At 72.2% G+C, this 15930-nt stretch carries 18 protein-coding genes; 11 read left to right on the forward strand and 7 right to left on the reverse strand.

The window, feature by feature from the left end; genetic code table 11:
* Positions 1–46: 46 nt before the first annotated feature.
* The gene (locus POL25_RS09850; RefSeq protein ID WP_272085679.1) at positions 47–691 is read left to right on the forward strand and encodes a BON domain-containing protein; all 645 of its coding nucleotides are present in this window, start codon (positions 47–49) and stop codon (positions 689–691) included.
* Between the two features lie 57 nt (positions 692–748).
* Here POL25_RS09850 and POL25_RS09855 read toward each other — a convergent pair whose 3' ends face one another.
* A complete protein-coding gene (locus POL25_RS09855; RefSeq protein ID WP_272085680.1) occupies positions 749–2164 on the reverse strand; it encodes a DUF4215 domain-containing protein in 1416 nt (471 codons plus the stop codon).
* A gap of 288 nt (positions 2165–2452) precedes the next feature.
* On the opposite strand from POL25_RS09855, the gene POL25_RS09860 reads away from it, so the two are divergent.
* Positions 2453–4513: a cation:proton antiporter domain-containing protein gene (locus POL25_RS09860; RefSeq protein WP_272085681.1), complete on the forward strand. Its 2061-nt coding sequence runs from the start codon at positions 2453–2455 to the stop codon at positions 4511–4513.
* 13 nt (positions 4514–4526) lie between these two features.
* Here POL25_RS09860 and POL25_RS09865 read toward each other — a convergent pair whose 3' ends face one another.
* Positions 4527–4658, reverse strand: a complete 132-nt coding sequence (locus POL25_RS09865) for a hypothetical protein (RefSeq protein ID WP_272085682.1) — start codon at positions 4656–4658, stop codon at positions 4527–4529.
* 31 nt (positions 4659–4689) lie between these two features.
* Between POL25_RS09865 and POL25_RS09870 the strand changes: the two genes are divergently transcribed.
* From POL25_RS09870 to POL25_RS09885, 4 genes are read left to right on the forward strand one after another with little or no spacing between them, the layout of a single operon-like run.
* Complete coding sequence (locus POL25_RS09870) at positions 4690–5826, forward strand: hypothetical protein (RefSeq protein WP_272085683.1); 1137 nt, start codon at positions 4690–4692, stop codon at positions 5824–5826.
* Positions 5823–6422, forward strand: coding sequence for an RNA polymerase sigma factor (locus POL25_RS09875; RefSeq protein WP_272085684.1), 600 nt, complete (start codon positions 5823–5825; stop codon positions 6420–6422). Before POL25_RS09870 ends, POL25_RS09875 begins: the two co-directional genes overlap by 4 nt.
* Positions 6406–7176, forward strand: coding sequence for a tetratricopeptide repeat protein (locus tag POL25_RS09880; RefSeq protein WP_272085685.1), 771 nt, complete (start codon positions 6406–6408; stop codon positions 7174–7176). The genes POL25_RS09875 and POL25_RS09880 overlap by 17 nt, the downstream gene beginning before the upstream one ends.
* Positions 7177–7199: 23 nt before the next feature.
* Positions 7200–8519 (forward strand): hypothetical protein, encoded by a 1320-nt coding sequence (locus POL25_RS09885; RefSeq protein WP_272085686.1) that lies wholly within the window; start codon positions 7200–7202, stop codon positions 8517–8519.
* Between the two features lie 49 nt (positions 8520–8568).
* On the opposite strand, the gene POL25_RS09890 is transcribed toward POL25_RS09885, so the two are convergent.
* Genes POL25_RS09890 through POL25_RS09900 form a run of 3 tightly spaced genes read right to left on the reverse strand, consistent with a single transcriptional unit; the run spans position 8569 to position 10534 of the window.
* On the reverse strand, positions 8569–9420 hold the full coding sequence (locus POL25_RS09890) for a nucleoside phosphorylase (protein WP_272085687.1): 852 nt from the start codon (positions 9418–9420) through the stop codon (positions 8569–8571).
* A complete protein-coding gene (gene deoC, locus POL25_RS09895) occupies positions 9417–10130 on the reverse strand; it encodes a deoxyribose-phosphate aldolase (RefSeq protein WP_272085688.1) in 714 nt (237 codons plus the stop codon). Before deoC ends, POL25_RS09890 begins: the two co-directional genes overlap by 4 nt.
* Before the next feature lie 5 nt (positions 10131–10135).
* Positions 10136–10534: a hypothetical protein gene (locus tag POL25_RS09900; RefSeq protein WP_272085689.1), complete on the reverse strand. Its 399-nt coding sequence runs from the start codon at positions 10532–10534 to the stop codon at positions 10136–10138.
* Between the two features lie 117 nt (positions 10535–10651).
* Here POL25_RS09900 and POL25_RS09905 point away from each other — a divergent pair, with 117 nt between their 5' ends.
* The gene (locus POL25_RS09905) at positions 10652–11059 is read left to right on the forward strand and encodes a hypothetical protein (RefSeq protein WP_272085690.1); all 408 of its coding nucleotides are present in this window, start codon (positions 10652–10654) and stop codon (positions 11057–11059) included.
* Positions 11060–11131: 72 nt separating this feature from the next.
* Here the strand turns inward: POL25_RS09905 and POL25_RS09910 are convergent, their stop codons facing one another.
* Entirely contained in the window at positions 11132–12109 is a 978-nt protein-coding gene (locus tag POL25_RS09910) for a hypothetical protein (RefSeq protein ID WP_272085691.1), read from the reverse strand.
* 172 nt (positions 12110–12281) lie between these two features.
* On the opposite strand from POL25_RS09910, the gene POL25_RS09915 reads away from it, so the two are divergent.
* The 4 genes from POL25_RS09915 (at position 12282) to POL25_RS09930 (ending at position 14934) form a co-directional block, all read left to right on the forward strand.
* Complete coding sequence (locus tag POL25_RS09915) at positions 12282–13652, forward strand: tetratricopeptide repeat protein (RefSeq protein WP_272085692.1); 1371 nt, start codon at positions 12282–12284, stop codon at positions 13650–13652.
* 39 nt (positions 13653–13691) lie between these two features.
* The gene (locus POL25_RS09920; RefSeq protein WP_272085693.1) at positions 13692–14267 is read left to right on the forward strand and encodes a hypothetical protein; all 576 of its coding nucleotides are present in this window, start codon (positions 13692–13694) and stop codon (positions 14265–14267) included.
* Between the two features lie 73 nt (positions 14268–14340).
* Positions 14341–14616, forward strand: a complete 276-nt coding sequence (locus POL25_RS09925; protein ID WP_272085694.1) for a hypothetical protein — start codon at positions 14341–14343, stop codon at positions 14614–14616.
* Between the two features lie 24 nt (positions 14617–14640).
* Positions 14641–14934 (forward strand): hypothetical protein, encoded by a 294-nt coding sequence (locus tag POL25_RS09930; protein WP_272085695.1) that lies wholly within the window; start codon positions 14641–14643, stop codon positions 14932–14934.
* A 105-nt stretch (positions 14935–15039) separates the two neighbouring features.
* On the opposite strand, the gene POL25_RS09935 is transcribed toward POL25_RS09930, so the two are convergent.
* Positions 15040–15873, reverse strand: coding sequence for a hypothetical protein (locus POL25_RS09935; RefSeq protein ID WP_272085696.1), 834 nt, complete (start codon positions 15871–15873; stop codon positions 15040–15042).
* Between the last annotated feature and the right edge of the window lie 57 nt (positions 15874–15930).

Below are 15930 nucleotides of genomic sequence, written 5' to 3' on the forward strand. Positions count from 1 at the left end.
CACTCGTGTCGACGAGTCCGAATACGCCGAGCTCGACTATACAGGCTTGGAGCTCGAGGCAGACCTCTCCCCTGACCATACCGGCCGCGGCCCGCGCGGCTACCGTCGCAGCGACGAATCGATCCGCGACGACCTCCACGTCATCCTCACGGCGCACGACGAGATCGACGCCAGCGACGTCGAGGTCCTCGTCGAGCGCGGCGAGGTGCTGCTGCGCGGCAACGTCCGCCGCCGCGCCACCAAGCGGCTGGTCGAGGACATCGCCTACCAGATCGGGGGGGTCCGCGACGTCACCAACCTGCTGCGGATCGGCCCGCCTGCGGCCCCACGACCGCAGCCCGAGCAGTTCGCCGACGACGACGTCGAGAGCAAGCTGCGCAGCACGACCAAGGACGATCACCCGTCGCGCCGCGACGCGTGGATCAGCGAGCACCTGCGCGACCGCGGCACCCTCGAGGAGGAGCTGCAGCGCACCCTCGACCGTCGTGATTTGCGCAGCCACGCGTACACCGGCCCGCGCGACACCTCGGCCGGCGAGCGCATCACCGCCCCCGAGCGGCCCCTCATCGTCCCCGAGCCGCGCTGGCCCGCGCCCACGGCCGTCGACGAGGAGGTCGAGCTCGAGAACAAGGACCTCGACGCCGAGGAGCTCAAGCTCGAGGACGTCGACGAGGACGCCACCGGATCATGACCTGTCCGAAGGAGCATGCCCGACCGGGCATGTCCCTTCGCACATGTCCCGAGCGCCTCACGGTCCGTACTTGCGGACCCATACGTCGCTGTTGAGGCTCGGCGCCACCGTCACGGTGCCCGTCACCACCACCCCACCGTCGGGCGTCGCCGCCACGTCGGTGGCGCTGTCGTTCCCGCCGTTCATGCCGGCGACGACGTCGGTCCAGATCACCGCGCCGTCGCCGTCGTAGCGGCGGATCCACAGGTCGACATCGTCCTCACCGACCGCGGTGCCGCCGGCCGCCACGAAGCCGCCGCCCTCGACCGCCGCGATCGCCCTGGCGTCGTCGCTGCCCCCGAACTCGCCGGCGTAGGTGTCCGTCCACAGCACCTGGCCGGTGGCCTCGTACTTGCGCAGCCAGGCGTCCCCGTAGCCGCCGCCGGTGCCGGCGCGGCCCGCCACGTACACCACGCCGTCGAGGTCGACCGCGACGTCGAGCGCCCAATCGTCGCCGCCCGTGCCGCCATCGACAGAGTCGCTCCACCCCGGCGCGCCGTCGGGCCCGAACTGCAGCACGAGGATGTCGAACCCCTGCGTCGCCGTCGCCTCACGCCCGACCGCGAACACGTTGCCCGCGCCGTCGACCGCCACGCCGCTCAGGAGATCGAGCCCGCCGCCCTCGCCGACGTGGGAATGCGACCACAGCTCGGCCCCGTCGGCGTCGTACTTGCGCAGCAGCCCGTCGGTGTCCTGACCCTGCTTGATGTTGCCGGCCACCACGAAGTCGCTGCCAGCCATCGCGATCGACGCGCCGGCGACCGGCCCCGCGTCGGTGAACTGCCACACGAGCTGCCCGGTCGGCGTGCATTTGCTGAGCCAGAACAGGCCCGGCTGCCCCTGAGCGATCGTCTGCCGACCGACCGCGACCATGAAACCGCTGGGCTCGGCCGCCAGCCGGATCGCCGAATCGGCGGCGTTGACTCCGCCGTCGTACTGCTGCGTCCACTGGCTGACCCCGCCTGGGTCGAATTTTTGGATGCGCGCGTCGGGCCCGGCGATCATGTCGACCACGCTGGCGGCGATGTAGATCTCGCCGGCCGCGTCCACCGCGATCCCGCCCGCGAGGTCCTCGCCGTTCTTGGTGCCCTCGATGATCGCGGTCCAGCACACCTGCCCCGGCGCCACCTGTCCCTTGGTACAGGTATTCGTGCAGCAGTCGTCGTCGATCTGGTTGCCGTCGTCGCACGCCTCGTCGGAGGTCACGATCCCGTCGCCGCACACCGGCACCGCGGGCTCGGTCGTCCCGGTGGTGCTGGCGGTCGGATCGACGGTCGGATCGGCGGTGACGGTGACCGGCTCGGCGGTGGTCGGCCCGGCGACGGTGCTCACGGTCGTCGTGTCCGTGGTCGTGCTCTCGCTGTCGCCCGCGAGCGGTGACGACTGACAGGCCAGCAGCGAGCACGCAGCGATGACGCGAGCTGGAATCGTCATGATCGCCGAATCTAGACCATGGCCCTCGCCGGCGAAAGTCCGCGAGCTCGCGCGCGAGCGCCCGTGGGCCCCCAGACCCCCCGGCGAGCCGATCGCGGCGGCCTCAGCCGCCCCGCTGCCGCCTGCGCGCCGCGAGCTGGCGGCCCCTCGTTTGGCTTCGCTGCGAGTCCGCCCCCTGCGCGCCCGTTCGGCCGCCTCGTCGCATGGGCCGATGCATCGGCAGCAGCGAGCGCTCCGCTCCGGGCGGCGCGCTCGCCGGGCCTGCAGCGCTATACCTCGCCACCTTTCATGGCCGGCGACGTCGTCCACTACATTCAGGACCTGAGCGTCATCCTGGCGACGGCGACCGTCACCAGCATGATCTCGCAGCGGCTCAAGCAGCCGCCGGTCCTCGGCTATGTGCTCGCCGGGGTGCTGATCGGGCCGTACGTGCCGGGCATCGAGGTCGCCCGCGACAGCGGCATGCTGACCCACGATCTTTCCGAGTTCGGGATCATCATGCTGATGTTCAGCATCGGCCTCGAGTTCAACCTGCGGAAGATCGCCAGGATCGGCCCCGCCGCCGGGCTCACCGCGCTGTTCGAGGTCGCGCTGATGATGACGCTCGGCTTCGGCTGCGCGCGCCTGTTCGGCTGGGACCGCTTCCAGGCGCTGTTCGTCGCCGCCTGCATCTCGAGCTCGTCGACCATGATCGCCGCCAAGGCGTTCGAGGAGCACCACCAGCGCGCCGGCTTCGTCGACCTCGCGTTCGCCATCCTCGTGTTCGACGACATGTTCACGATCCTCGTGTTCGCCCTGCTGACCGCGGTCGCCGGCGGCAGCGGGGTGTCGGCCGGCGATTTCGCCTGGTCGGTGGGCCAGCTGATCGCCTTCCTCCTGGCCCTGCTGGCGCTCGGCCTGCTCGTGATCCCCCGCTTCATCCGCCGCGCCGCCGCCCACGAGCGGCCCGAGACGCTGCTGATCGCCAGCGTCGCGGTCTGCTTCATCATGACCTCGCTGGCCGCCGCCGCCGGCTACTCGGTGGCCCTCGGCGCCTTCATGGCCGGCATGCTGGTGTCGGAGTCGGGTGAGGGGCAGCGGCTCGAGCCGCACGTGCAGCCGCTGCGCAACATCTTCGGCGCGGTGTTCTTCGTGTCGGTCGGCATGCACTCCGACCCGCTCGAGATCTTCGCCCAGTGGCCGCTGGTGCTGGCGCTGACGGCCGTGGTCATCGTCGGCAAGGTCGTCGGCGTGTCGACCGGCGCCTTCCTCACCGGCAACGGCCTCTCCAACGCCGTGCGCGCCGGCCTCGGCTGCGCCCAGAACGGCGAGTTCTCCTTCATCATCGCCGCCTTCGCCATCGCCGCCGGGATCCTCGACGAGAGCATGTTCCCGGTGGTGGTCGGCGTGTCGCTGCTGACGCAGATCACCACGCCGCTGCTGGTGCGCCGCTCGGAGCGGCTGGCCCACGCGCTCGAGCGGCGGCTGCCGGGGCGGCTGCAGACGTTCGTCGAGTTCTACGAGTCGTGGATCGAGCAGCTCCGCACGGCGCCGCGCACGGTGACGGTGTGGAGCCGGGTGCGCCGACCGGTGATCCTGCTGGTGGTCGACGCGGCGCTGCTGATGGCCAGCGCGGCCGGCTCGCACCTGATCCACTGGGACGTGGTGAAGTTCTTCGCCGACCGCTTCCACCTGCCGCCGTCACTGGTCGACGTGGTGTGGCTGACGCTGACGCTGGTGGTCGGCGGCCTGTTCTTCCTCGGCGTGCTGCGCCACCTGCGGGCCGTCGCGCGCACGCTGGCGCGCATCGTCGTGCCGGCGCACGTCGACGACGGCCCCGACCTCGGCGCCGCCCCGCGTCGGGCCCTCACCGTCGCCCTCGAGGTCGCGCTCTGCCTGGCGGTCAGCGGCCCGCTGGTGGCCATCGCCCAGCCGTTCGTGCCGCTCAGCACGATCCTGTTCGTGCTCGGCCTCATCGCCGTGGTGCTGCTCTACGACGGCTGGCGCAGCCTCGCCAACCTGCAAGGCCACGTGCGCGCCGGCACCGAGCTGATCGTCGCCATGCTGGCCAAGCAGAGCTACGAGGGCAGCAGCGCCGAGCGACCGCTGCCGGGCGTGCGCGACCTCCTGCCCGGCTTCCCCGACCTCTCGCCGCTGCGCCTCGACCCCGGCGATTTCGCCATCGGTCACACGCTCGCCGAGCTGCAGCTGCGCCAGCGCTCGGGCGCGACGGTGATGGCGGTCCGCCGCCCGTCGACGCCCGACACCTCACCCGCGCCGTACGCCCCGCTCGCGCTGGGCGACGTGCTCGCGCTCGCCGGCACCCCCGAGGCGATCACCCGCGCCCGCCAGATCCTCGAGCACGGGTGACGCCGAGCCGAAATCACTGCGGCAAGATCTCGACGTCGTTGATCGCCTTGATCGCCGCGCCGGCCGGGTACGCGTACGACACGTACGTGGTGACGAAGTTGACGGTCGCCGGCGAGCTGGTACGGCTCGGTGAGCCCGGGTGCACGCGAGCGGCGGACTCGTTACTCTCCGCCGTGGTGCCCGCGCCTGCCTCCACCCTCGCCCTCGTGCTCGCGCTCGCGCCCGCGGGCTTCGACCTCGAGTGGCTGGCCCCGGAAGGTTGCCCGGGAGCCGACGCGGTCGTCACGGCCACCGCCCGGCTGCTCGGCCGGCCCGCCGAGGTCGACCCCTCGCGGCGCGTCCGCGCCCGCGCCGTGGTCGTCCGCGAGCCCCGCGGCTTCCGCCTCGATCTCGAGCTGCAGAGCGGCGCCGGCCTCGATCGCCGCAGCCTCCGCGATCGCCGATGCCAGGTGCTGGCTGACGCGGCCGCCAAGATCGTCGCCACCGCCGTCGACCCCAGCCTCGCCGCCGGGGTCCCGCCGGTGCTGCCGCCGGAGTCCGATGAGACATGGCGTGAAGGACATGCCCCATCGAACATGTCCCCGAGTCTCGCCCCTCCGAATCCCCTGTCCGATGGGACATGGCGTGAAGCACCTGCCCCATCGACCATGTCCCCGGGGTCAGCCCCAGCGCTCGTCGAGGGCCCGCCCACGGCCCCCGTCTCGCCGCTCGCGCCCGCGGGAGACGACCCACTCGCTACGCCGCCCGCGGGCGACGATCCGCTCGCTACGCCCGCCCCGACGTCGCCCCCGCCCGACCCGCTGCGCGCCTCGCTGCGCCTCGCCGGCGTGTTCGACCAGGGCAGCCTGTCTGGCCCGACCGGCGGCCTCGCGCTCGCGCTCGGCGTCATGCGCCGGCGCTTCCGCGTCGAGCTCGGGTTCGCCGGCCTGGCCCCGCGCGAGGCCCGACCGGACCCGGCCGAGCCTGCCGGTGCACGCCTGTCCTTGTGGACAGCCACGCTCCGCGCCTGCGGCGTCGCCGGGCTGCGGCCGCGGCTCGAGCTCGGCGGCTGCGGCGGCCTCGAGGCCGGGGCCTTGCTCGGCGCCGGCTTCGGGGTCGAGGCCGCGCGTACGCGCGCGCAGCCGTGGCTCGCGGTGGTCGTCGGGCCCGAGCTCGCGGTCCCCGTCGCGCCGCGACTCGCGGTCACCCTCGGGGTCGACGCGGTGGTCCCGCTGGTGCGCCCGCAGTTCGTCCTGGACGGCGTCGGATCGGCGTTTCGCGCCAACCCTGCGGCCTTCCGCGCCGTCCTCGGCCTGCAGCTTAGAATCCCGTGACGGACCGCGAGCCCGGCGGCCAATGCCCGCCCGACATGCCTCCGCTCGCCGCGCGGTCCGGTCCTTCGGGGGTCGGCCCCGAGTTCGCCGTCGTCTTCCGCGAACACCACGACTTCGTGTGGCGGATCCTCCGCTACTTCGGCGTCCCGCCTGCGACCGTCGACGACAAGGTCCAGGACGTCTTCCTCGTCGTCTACCGCCGCTGGGACGACTTCGACCGCAGCAGCTCCATGCGCAGTTGGCTGTACGGCATCGCCCGCCGGGTCGCCGCCGACCTGCGCCGCGGCACCGCGCGGGCCGAACGCAGGCTACGCGCCGTGCCCGAACCCACGCCCGCCGTCACGCCCGACCAGGCGCTCGCGCAGGCCGAGGCCGCCGCGTTCGTCGAGCGCTTCCTCGCCACCCTCGACGACGACAAGCGCGAGGTCTTCGTCCTCGCCGAGCTCGAGTTCCTCACCGCGCCCGAGATCGCCGCCGCCACCGACGCCAACCTCAACACCGTCTACTCGCGACTTCGTGCCGCGCGCGCCCTGTTCGATCGCGCCGTGCGACGCTTCGCCCCCGAACTGCGGAGGACCCATGGCCAGCCACGATGACGACTCGCGCGACCTCCTGCTCGGCTATCGCGAGCGGCACGCCCCGTCGCCGCAGGCCGCCGCCGACAACTGGCAGCAGCTCCTGCGGCGCATCGACGCCGGCGAGCCCGCGCCCGTCCTCGGCGCTGGCGAGGCACCGATGCCCGCCCCTGCCTCCGCCGCGCGCACCTGGGCCTTCGGCTTGCTCGCCGCGGCCGCCGCCGCGCTGCTCGTGGCTCGCTTCGTCTGGCCCGAGCGCTTCTCGGCCCGCGGTCGCGACCTCGGCGCCGCCGCGCCCTACCAGCACGAGCCCGACGCGCGCCCGCAGAGCCTCGCCGTCCCCGCGCCCGCGCCGACCGCCTCCACGCCGCGAGCTGTCCCCGAAGACAGCCCTTCGCTCGCGCCGCCCACGGCCGCGAGCGTCCAGCGACCTGTCCCTTCCACCATGCCCGAAAAGCCAGCCGCCGAGATCGACCTCGCGCGCGAGCTCGCCGCCGTCCGCGCCGCCGCCCAGGCCGTGCGCGACGGCGACGGCGCGGCCGCTCTCGGTCACGCCGACGCTTACCTCGCGGCCCACCCGCGCGGCTCGCTGGTCCCCGAGGCCCGCCTGCGCCGACTCGAAGCGCTGTGCCTGCTCGGGCGCGAAGACGAGGCCCGCCGCGAAGTCGACGCCTTCCTCGCCGACTACCCACAATCACCGTTGCGCGAGCGCGCGACCGCGGCCTGCAAATCGTCTCACGGGTCCGACGACCGGCGGCCATCGCCCGGTCAATGACACGCCTACCTCTCAGCCTCTCCTTGCTCCTCCCCCTCGTCGGCGCCTGTGAGCTCAACGGCGTCACGCTCACCGGCGCCGACACCGACGGGGGCACCGTGTCCACCACGGGCGACGGACCCGGCAACTCGAGCGCGACGACCACCACCGCCCCGACGTCGACCACCGATCCCTCCGCCGGCTCTGACAGCGAGCCCACCACCGAGGCCTCGACCGGCGAGGTGCCCTCGGTCAGCGCCGTCGATATCCTGTTCGTCATCGACAACTCCGGGAACATGGCCCGTCACCAGGAGCGCCTGGTCGAGAGCATCCCCGCCCTGCTGGCCGGGCTCGACGGCCAGGATCTGCGGATCGCCGTCACCACCACCGACACCGGCAACCCGCGCTGCCCCGCCGCGCAGACCACCCCCGAGGGCGGCAAGTTCGTCATGCGCAGATGCGTCGACGCGATCGACCAGGGTGACTTCATCTTCGACGAAGAGGACTTCTCGAGCGCGTGCACCGATCATTGCACGCTCTCCGCCATCGACTTCACCGTCGCTCCGACGTCCACGGCACTCGACCCCGCTCCGAAGCCGCGTAATTGGATCGAGCGCACCGGGGGCGACCTCAACGTCGGCACCAGCCTGGCCGACGCGCTCGCCTGCGCGCTGCCGCAGGGCGTGTCCGGCTGCGGCTTCGAGTCGCCGCTGCAAGCGATGTCGTTCGCACTGACCCTGGCACTCACCAGCGACAGCCAGACCAACTACGGTTTCCTCCGCCCCGAGGCCGACCTGCGCATCATCATCGTCACCGACGAGGCCGACTGCAGCTATCGGCACGAGTTCAAGGACATCTTCACCACCAACAAGACCTTTTGGGAGAATCCCGATCGCCCCGACGCCACCAGCGCCGTCTGCTTCAACGCCGGCGTGAAGTGCGACGGTCCCGGACCGACCTACGCGAGCTGCGAGGCGGTCGACTTCGCCGCTGACGGGACGGTGGCCGCCGATCCCGCGCAGGCCGTGCTGCGCCCGATCTCGGAGTACGTCGAGCTCTTGCAGGACATCCAGGCCACCAAGACCGGCGGCGCGAGCGTGGGGCTGTTCGCCCTCGCCGGTGTCCCGCATGGCTTCGAGACCGGGACCGTCCCGCTGGTCTACGCCGACGACCCCGACCCCGACCAGCAGGAGCTGTTCGGGATCGCCGCCGGCTGCGTCGCCGCCGACGACGCGAACATCACCGCCATCCCGCCGACCCGCCTGATCGGCCTCGCCACCTCGATGCTCGGCGCCCCGCAGATCTTCTCGATCTGCGACGAAGACTTCGACGCCGCCATGACTGCCGCCGGCTCCACGCCTTGAGCTCGTCGCGACGCGGAGACGGACGCGAGCGTCGCTCGCGTCCATGACCTCAGCGCGGAGTCTTCAGCTCGAGGCCCGGGTGCCAGATCGGCCGCGTACCGCGGGCCTGCTCCATCGCGTCGAGCAGGTGCAGCGCGCCCAGGCCGGTCGCTACGCATGCCTTTTCGGCCATGTCCTTTTGGCCAGCCGAGATGAACACGTCGTCGGCGCGGGTCGCATAGACCGCGCACACCGCCCCGGCCACGAACCCGCGCAGCGTCGCCAGCGTCAGCAGGCACGCCGTCTCCATCTCGAGGTTCTTGACGCCCTGGCGGGCCAGGCGATCGACGATGTCGGGCTCGCGCGGCGCGAAGCCCTGGACCGCCCGGCCCTGGCCGGCGTAGAAGCTCGGCGACGTCGCCGTCACGCCGACGTGGTAGCGGTGCCCGATCGCGTCGGCGGCGGCCGCCAGGGCCATCACCGCCTGCGGATCTGCGACGGCCGGGTACGAGTCCTCGACGTAGAACCGCGTCGTGTTCTCGAGCCGCAGCGCCGCCTGCGAGATCACCAGATCGCCGAGCGACATCCCCGGCTGCAGCGCGCCCGTGCTGCCGCAGCGGATCATCACCGGGCGCTCGACGCACTGGCACAGCTCGACGATCGCGATCTCGGTGCTGGCCGCGCCCATGCCGGTGCCCATCACGCTGACGCGCAGGCCCTGATGCACACCCGTGATCGTCACGAACTCGCGGTTCGAGCGCTCGAGCTCGACCTTCTCGAAGTTGCCGGCGACCCGGCGCGCGCGCTCGGGGTCGCCGACCAAAATCATGTGGCGGGCCACCTCGCCAGGCGCGAGAGCGATGTGATACTGCCGGCCCTCGGCGTCGCGGACGTTGGTGGCGGACTCGTAGCCTTGCGTCATCTCTGCTCCTGACCTGCCCCGACGACCCTGTCGAAGGGGACATCTTCGTCCCAGCCGGCGACGATCGCCACCGACGCGCTGGCGCCGAGGCGCGACGCCCCGGCGGCCAGCATGGCCCTCGCGGTCGCGGCGTCGGCGATCCCGCCGCTGGCCTTGACCCCCACGTCCGGGCCGACGGCCGCGCGCATGCGCTGGACCGCCGCGACCGTCGCTCCGCCCGGGCCGAAGCCGGTCGAGGTCTTCACGAACCGCGCCCCCGCGGCCACGCTGAGGCGGCACGCGACGTCGATCTCGTGCGGCTCCAGCAGCGCCGTCTCGAGGATCACCTTCGTCAGGTGGGCCCCGTCGCCCGCGCGCACCACTCCCTGGATGTCCGAAAGGACAGCCGCTTCATCGCCGTCGCGCAGGGCTCCGAGCGCGATCACCATGTCGAGCTCCTCGGCCCCGTCGGCCAGCGCCTGCGCCGCCTCGGCCGCCTTGATCGCCGGCGAGTTGGCGCCGAGCGGGAAGCCGATCACCGTGCACACCTTCGCGCCCGCGCCCAGCGACGCCAGCGTGCGGCGGGCCAGCGCGACCCGGCTCGGCTGCACGCATACGCTGAAGAACCCGCCCTCGGCGGCCTCGCGGCACAGCTGCTCGACCTGCGCCGCGGTCGCGGTCGCGCGCAGCAGCGTGTGGTCGATGTGCGCGGCCAGCTCGGCGCGGCGCATGGGCCTCAATCCAGGCACTGACGCAGCTCGTTGGCGATGTCGTTCGGCAGGTCGGGGCAGTCCTCGATGTCGTCGAGGGCATCGACGCCGCAGCCGAGGCGCGCGAGGTCGGTGCAGGTCTTGCCGTTGAGGCAGCCCGCGAGGCGGTTGTTGGCCGCGGTGAGGCAGTCGAGCTGGGCCTCGTAGTTGCCCTCGGCGTTCTTGAACAGCGCCTCGACGCACGCCTGCTCGCCCGCGGTGGGGGGCGCGTCCTCGCGGCACTCCTCTTCGTTGGGGGTGCAGCCGCACTCGGCCAGCTCCTTGGCGACCAGGGACTCGTTGAAGTCGTCGACGTGCGGACCGACCCCGCAACCCGCGGCGAAAGCGACCAACAAGGACACGATGGGCATCGAGAGGCGCTTCATGGGCAATTCGCTCCTGCGGCCGAGGCGGCCGGCGGGGCGGACCATAACAGCCGGGACCGCGCGCCACAACCGCGTTATCTCCCCGAGGAGCGGCGCGGACTGGTACATTGCGCGCACGTGATGGTCGCGCGCTGGTTCTGGTCCTTCGCCTTCACCCAGCTGGTGGAAGTGCCGATCTACCTGCGAGCGCTGGGCGGACCCGACCAGGCGCCGAGGCTCTCGCGGCCGCAGCGGTTGGGGCTCGGATTCCTCGCCTCGGCGCTGACGCACCCCTACGTGTGGTTCGTGTTCTTCGGGGTGTTCTACTCGCGCGCCTACGAAGATCTCGGCTACCACTGGCCGTTCGTCACCGCCCACCGCTACACCATCTACTTCATCGTCGCCGAGACCTTCGCCGTGGTCGTCGAGGCCCTGCTGCTGCGCGGCTGCGGCCTCCGCCGCGCCTTCTTGTGGGCCCTGCTCGCCAACGCCACCAGCGCCGGCCTCGGCTTCTTCAGCCGCCACTTCCTCGGCTGGCCCGGATGACATGCGCAAAAGGACAGGTCCACAAGGACCTGTCCTTCACGGCATGCCCTTCGGGTCATGCCCGAAGGGTCATCAATAACGGCGGGCCGGCGGCGGCGGGGCGTACTGGTTGTGGCGCTCGCTGCTGGCCGGGAACGGCCGCGGGTCGTGCGGCGGCGGCGGCGAGACGTAGGGATCGACGATGACGCCGCGGGCGCGCAGGTTCTCGGCGCTGTCGTAGTAGACCGTCATCATCACGTCGGGCCGGCGCTTGGCGCGGCGCTCGAACGTCACCTCGCGCACCGAGCTGTGGGTCGTCTCGCCGTACTGCGTGCCGAGCCGCGCGCTACGGCCGTCGTCGAGCGCCTGCTCCTGGGCGTAGCCGCCGCTCGGGGGCGCCGACGCGGCCCGCTTGGCCGCCGGCGCGTCGGCCGGCGCCGGCGCCGGTCGGACCTCGGCCGCGCCCGCGCGGCTGCTGGTGTCGTAGTCGCCGTAGAACGGCTCGTAGTAGGGCCGCGTGGCGATCGGCGCCGGCGGGGTCCGCGGCCGGCGCGGCTGGTGCTCCTTGAACACCGCCACCCCGATCACGCCGACGTGCTGCGGCGTGCCCCAGCGCCCCGAATAGCTGTTGCCGACGTCGGTGAAGCGGAACGCCGCCACGTGGTCCAGCGACTGACGGAAGCCCTCGATCAGCACCGAGCCGTAGGGCTCGAGCACGTAGCCGCGCTGGGTCTTGTAGTTGCCGAGCTGGCCGCTCACCACGTCGCGCCCGTCGACCGTCACCACCGCCTCGACGCGCTCGCCCGAGTTGTTGCGGACGCGGATGTTGTAGCGCTCGCCCATCTGCCCGGCGACGAACATCGAGCCGCGGTGCTGATAGGTCGGCAGCGTCCCGCCGTACCCGCTCTCGATCGAGAGCGACACCTCCTGGCCCCACGGCGGCGCCACCATCTGCCCCGAATCGCCCCACGGCCGGTGGGCCTCGGCGACGCCTGGTCCGCAGGCGAACACCGCCGTGCCGAGGAGAAGGGTCGCGATCAGGCCGAAGGACTTGATAGTGGGTCGTCGCATGTCGTCTGTCTCCGCAGGCCCCGAACGCCGCCGGGGCCCGAACGGGCCGTTCTCCGGCCCTCGCGCCCCGAACGCCCCCCTCCCCGCGCCGCTTACAGCCCGGCCCCTCCGTGAAGATCGTCACGCCTCCGGCCCCCGGGTCGCGAGCGCCCGCGCGCTACCCTTCGCAGCCGTGCCGCTCCGCCGCTCCGCCCTCGCTGTCGCGCTCGCCTTCGGCCTGTCTCTCGGGACAGCTTGCAAGGGCCGCCCGTCCGCCGGGCCCGATCCCGGCGCCGCGCAGGTCGCCATGGGCTCGTGGCCGGAGTGGCTCGCGCTGACCCCGCTGGTCGACGCCGCCCGCTCGCACGCCGGCCCCACCACCGTCACCGCGCTCGAGAAGGCCAGCAAGCTGCTGCGCGACGGCAAGGCCCGCAGCGCCGACGACGTGCTCGCCGCCCTGGCCGACAGCGAGGGCCGCCACTGGATCACCGTCGCCCGCGCCGACCTGGCCGCGCTCTACTTCACCGTGTGCATCCGCGGCGTCGCCTGGCGGCTCGTCGACCTCGACATCAAGACCCCGCCGACGCGCAAGAGCGACTACAGCGAGGACACCAAGCTCGGCCCCGGCGACATCGCGGTCGAGGCGATGCTGACCAACCTCGACGCGGCGCTCACGGCCAAGGAGCCGATCCTCCAGACCCAGGCGCGGATCGCCCGCGCGCGCGCGACCGCCTACGTGGCGCGCTGCCCGGCCTCGAAGGAGGTCGCCGAGATGGCCCAGGGCATCCTCAAGGGCGACCTCGCGGCGCTCGCCGCCGAGAACCACCTCACCCCCGACCTCGCGTTCCTGTGGGCCGGCGTGCAGATGGGCGAGTACTCCGGCGCCGCCGCCAAGCCGTTCCTGCTGCTCGCTCGCGAGGGCGGCTACGACGAGCCGACGATCGCCACCATGCTGGCCGTCATCGCCCTCGAGCAGCGCGAGTTCGCGGCCGCCGACAAGCACGCCGCCGAGGCCGAGGCCAACTACAAGAAGCTCGGCGACGTCGACCAGCAGGCCCAGGCGCTGTTCCTCCGCGGCGAGGTCGCGCGCAACAAGGGCGACCTCAAGGCCGCGCGCGGCTTCTACGAGGCCGCGCGCAAGCTCGACGGCGCCCACCTGCCGTCGCTGCTCGGGCTCACGCGCATGACCCTCGCCGCCGACGGCCAGAGCGCGGCGATCCGCCAGCTCCAGGCCGCCTTCCCGTCGATCCTCCTCGAGGGCCCGCTCGTCACCGACAAGCTCGAGCGCGCGCTCGACAACCTCGAGGCCTACGTCACCCTGCCGGCCGAGAACGACCTCATCACCGTGTGCCGCGACGCCCTCCTCGTCGACGTCGAGCTCGAGAAGGACCTCATGCGCCGCGGCCTGCGCTACTTCTTCGCCGCGACCATGGACGCCCGCCTGGCCGAGTACGACCACGCCCGCTCGCACGCGGTGCTCGCCCGCGACGAGTTCGAGGGCGCCAAGATCCCGCCGCCGATCGACATCAACGCCTTCATCGAGCGGCTCGACCGCGTGCACTGACGGGAATGCGCCGCCGGGATCGTGTGTAACCCTCGGCATATGCGAACACCCGCGGCCGTCCTCTCGCTCACCCTCCTCGCCGCTTGCGGCGGAGATGACGACGAACCCTTCGTCCAGCCCGAGGTCCTCACCGACCAGAGCGGCGCGGTGTTCGGCTGGGAGTGCGACGAAGCCATGAAGTGCCGGCTGAGCCGGCTGGAGGACTCGCCGCCGGCCCCGGTCGAGGACTGCGGGCCGGAGCTCGAGCCCACCTTCAGCTATTCGTGGGGCCACCTGATCGAGCTGTCGGCGGTGTGCGCCGACTCGAAAGGCTGGGTCAGCTTCCCGCGGCTCGGCCGACTCGTCGTCTGCGAGGCCGACGGCGACTGCCCCGTCATCGGCAACGACGCCTACGAATGCAACGCCGGCTATTGCAAGAACTCCGCCCAGGCCGAGTTGTTCGACGACCTGCCCAATCGCTGGGCGATGGAGCAGATCTGCCTCGGCGACACCCCGCGTTACGAGCCCTACGAGGCCTCGCCCGAGCTCGCCGCCGCGATCGACGAGGCCTGCCCTGGCGGGTCCGACGACCCGTGCCTCAGCCTGCCCGCGGGCTGCCGCGACCCACGGGGCTGAAGGCGCTCGCCCGCTGATTCCCGGCGCCCCGGCGCCCGCCTGCACCTCGCCGCGCCCGTGTTAGGATGCGGCCATGCGACGTCTCGCGGTCCTCCCGCTGCTCGCGGCCGCCTGCATCATCGGCGAAGATCCGGTCGAGGAGCTCAACCCGAAGCGGCTCACCGATCAGAGCGGCGCCGTGTTCGGCTGGGACTGCACGCAATACACCGGCTGCGAGGTGCGGCGGATCTCCGGCTCCGCCCCCTTGCCCGCTTGCGACCGCGACTACGATCCCTGGTACGGCTACTCGTGGTCGCGCTTCATCTCGATCGACGGCGCCTGCGTGATCCCGGGCGGCTACGGCGCGTAGGAGTTCGTCGACGAGTGGAGCCGCATGATCGTGTGCGAGGCCGACACCGACTGTCCGCAGCTCAACTTCTTCGTCGAGCCCGACGCGTTCGAGTGCCGCGCCGGCTACTGTCAGAGCACCAACCTCGCCGCCTATCCGGTCAACGAGCTGCCGCGCCGCTTCGAGATGATCGACCTGTGCCTCGGCGACGTCGCCCGCGAGGACGGCTGGGACGAGGACGAGACCTTCTGGGCCGCCCTCGACGAGGCCTGCCCGGCCGACGACCCGCGCGAGCCCTGCGTGTCGCTGCCGCCCGGCTGCCCCGACACCCGCGGGTGAGGACCGCCGGCGGGCGTGCCCGAACGAACATGCTCGAACGGACATGCCCCAGCGCGCATGTCCCGATGAACATGCTGCGAAGGACAGGCTCGGCTCGCCCGCGGCTCAGGCGATGAGGCCCGAGCGCGCGTCTTCGGGCAGGTGCTCGAGCGCCGACGACAGCTGCTCGTGCACCGCCGCCGCGATCTTCTTGAGCAGCGCCTGCGCCTGATCCTTGTTGCCGCCGGCGTCGATGAACGCGTCGTACTCCACGCGGGCGAACTCCAGCATCACCACCGGACCTGGCTGAAGGGACAGCAGCGGCCACGAGTAGCGCTCGACCGAGTGCTCGGCGTTGGGCGACAGCCGCCAGCGGTTGGCCAGCATGAAGCGGTCGTGGCCCTCGAGCGCCGCGGCCAGCGGCCCGCCGAGCTTGGCGATCACCGCGTCGCGGCTGGTCAGCAGCCGGTGCTGCAGCTTGAACGCCTCGAGCCGCTCGCGGCGGTCGTGCGGCGGGTAGCGCGGGTCGTCGCGGCGGAACGCCAGCCACGACAGGAACTCGTGGTTGTGGCGCCACGCCAGCCGCTGCGCCTCGATCTCGGCCACCAGCTTGGCGATGCGGTTCGAGTGGCGCCGCTTCAGCGACACGCCGGTCTCCGTCATCATCTCGCGGATCTCCCGCGAGAACAGCGACAGCGAGGTGTGGCTGCGGGCCTCGTCGATCGCCTCGAGCGCCAGCCCGACGCCGAGGCCGACGTGGGCCGCGATCTGGATCGTCGTCACCACGATCCGCTCGTACAGGATCGGCATCACCTGCTTGAGCTCGTCCTGCGCGACCGTGCGCGCCTTCTCCAGCGCCTCCTGCTTGGCCGCGGTCAAGCTGCGGCGGAGCTCCGCCACAGTGGGGTCGTACGCCGGATTGTCCGCGTGCGCGAGGAAGACTTCCTTCGCAGGAGCCATGGGGCGCTAACAGTAAGCAACATCGCCCCGCCTGGCTATTACTTGGCGAGATCCGGC

The sequence above is a fragment of the Nannocystis bainbridge genome (assembly GCF_028368995.1).
GTDB lineage: Bacteria > Myxococcota_A > Polyangia > Nannocystales > Nannocystaceae > Nannocystis > Nannocystis bainbridge.

Coding starts and splice junctions, on each gene's coding strand:
- POL25_RS09855 (WP_272085680.1), bottom strand. CDS start 2,164: ATGACGATTCCAGCTCGCGTCATCGCTGCGTGCTCGCTGCTGGCCTGT.
- POL25_RS09860 (WP_272085681.1), top strand. CDS start 2,453: ATGGCCGGCGACGTCGTCCACTACATTCAGGACCTGAGCGTCATCCTG.
- POL25_RS09880 (WP_272085685.1), top strand. CDS start 6,406: ATGGCCAGCCACGATGACGACTCGCGCGACCTCCTGCTCGGCTATCGC.
- POL25_RS09890 (WP_272085687.1), bottom strand. CDS start 9,420: ATGACGCAAGGCTACGAGTCCGCCACCAACGTCCGCGACGCCGAGGGC.
- deoC (WP_272085688.1), bottom strand. CDS start 10,130: ATGCGCCGCGCCGAGCTGGCCGCGCACATCGACCACACGCTGCTGCGC.
- POL25_RS09900 (WP_272085689.1), bottom strand. CDS start 10,534: ATGAAGCGCCTCTCGATGCCCATCGTGTCCTTGTTGGTCGCTTTCGCC.
- POL25_RS09910 (WP_272085691.1), bottom strand. CDS start 12,109: ATGCGACGACCCACTATCAAGTCCTTCGGCCTGATCGCGACCCTTCTC.
- POL25_RS09920 (WP_272085693.1), top strand. CDS start 13,692: ATGCGAACACCCGCGGCCGTCCTCTCGCTCACCCTCCTCGCCGCTTGC.
- POL25_RS09925 (WP_272085694.1), top strand. CDS start 14,341: ATGCGACGTCTCGCGGTCCTCCCGCTGCTCGCGGCCGCCTGCATCATC.
- POL25_RS09930 (WP_272085695.1), top strand. CDS start 14,641: ATGATCGTGTGCGAGGCCGACACCGACTGTCCGCAGCTCAACTTCTTC.
- POL25_RS09935 (WP_272085696.1), bottom strand. CDS start 15,873: ATGGCTCCTGCGAAGGAAGTCTTCCTCGCGCACGCGGACAATCCGGCG.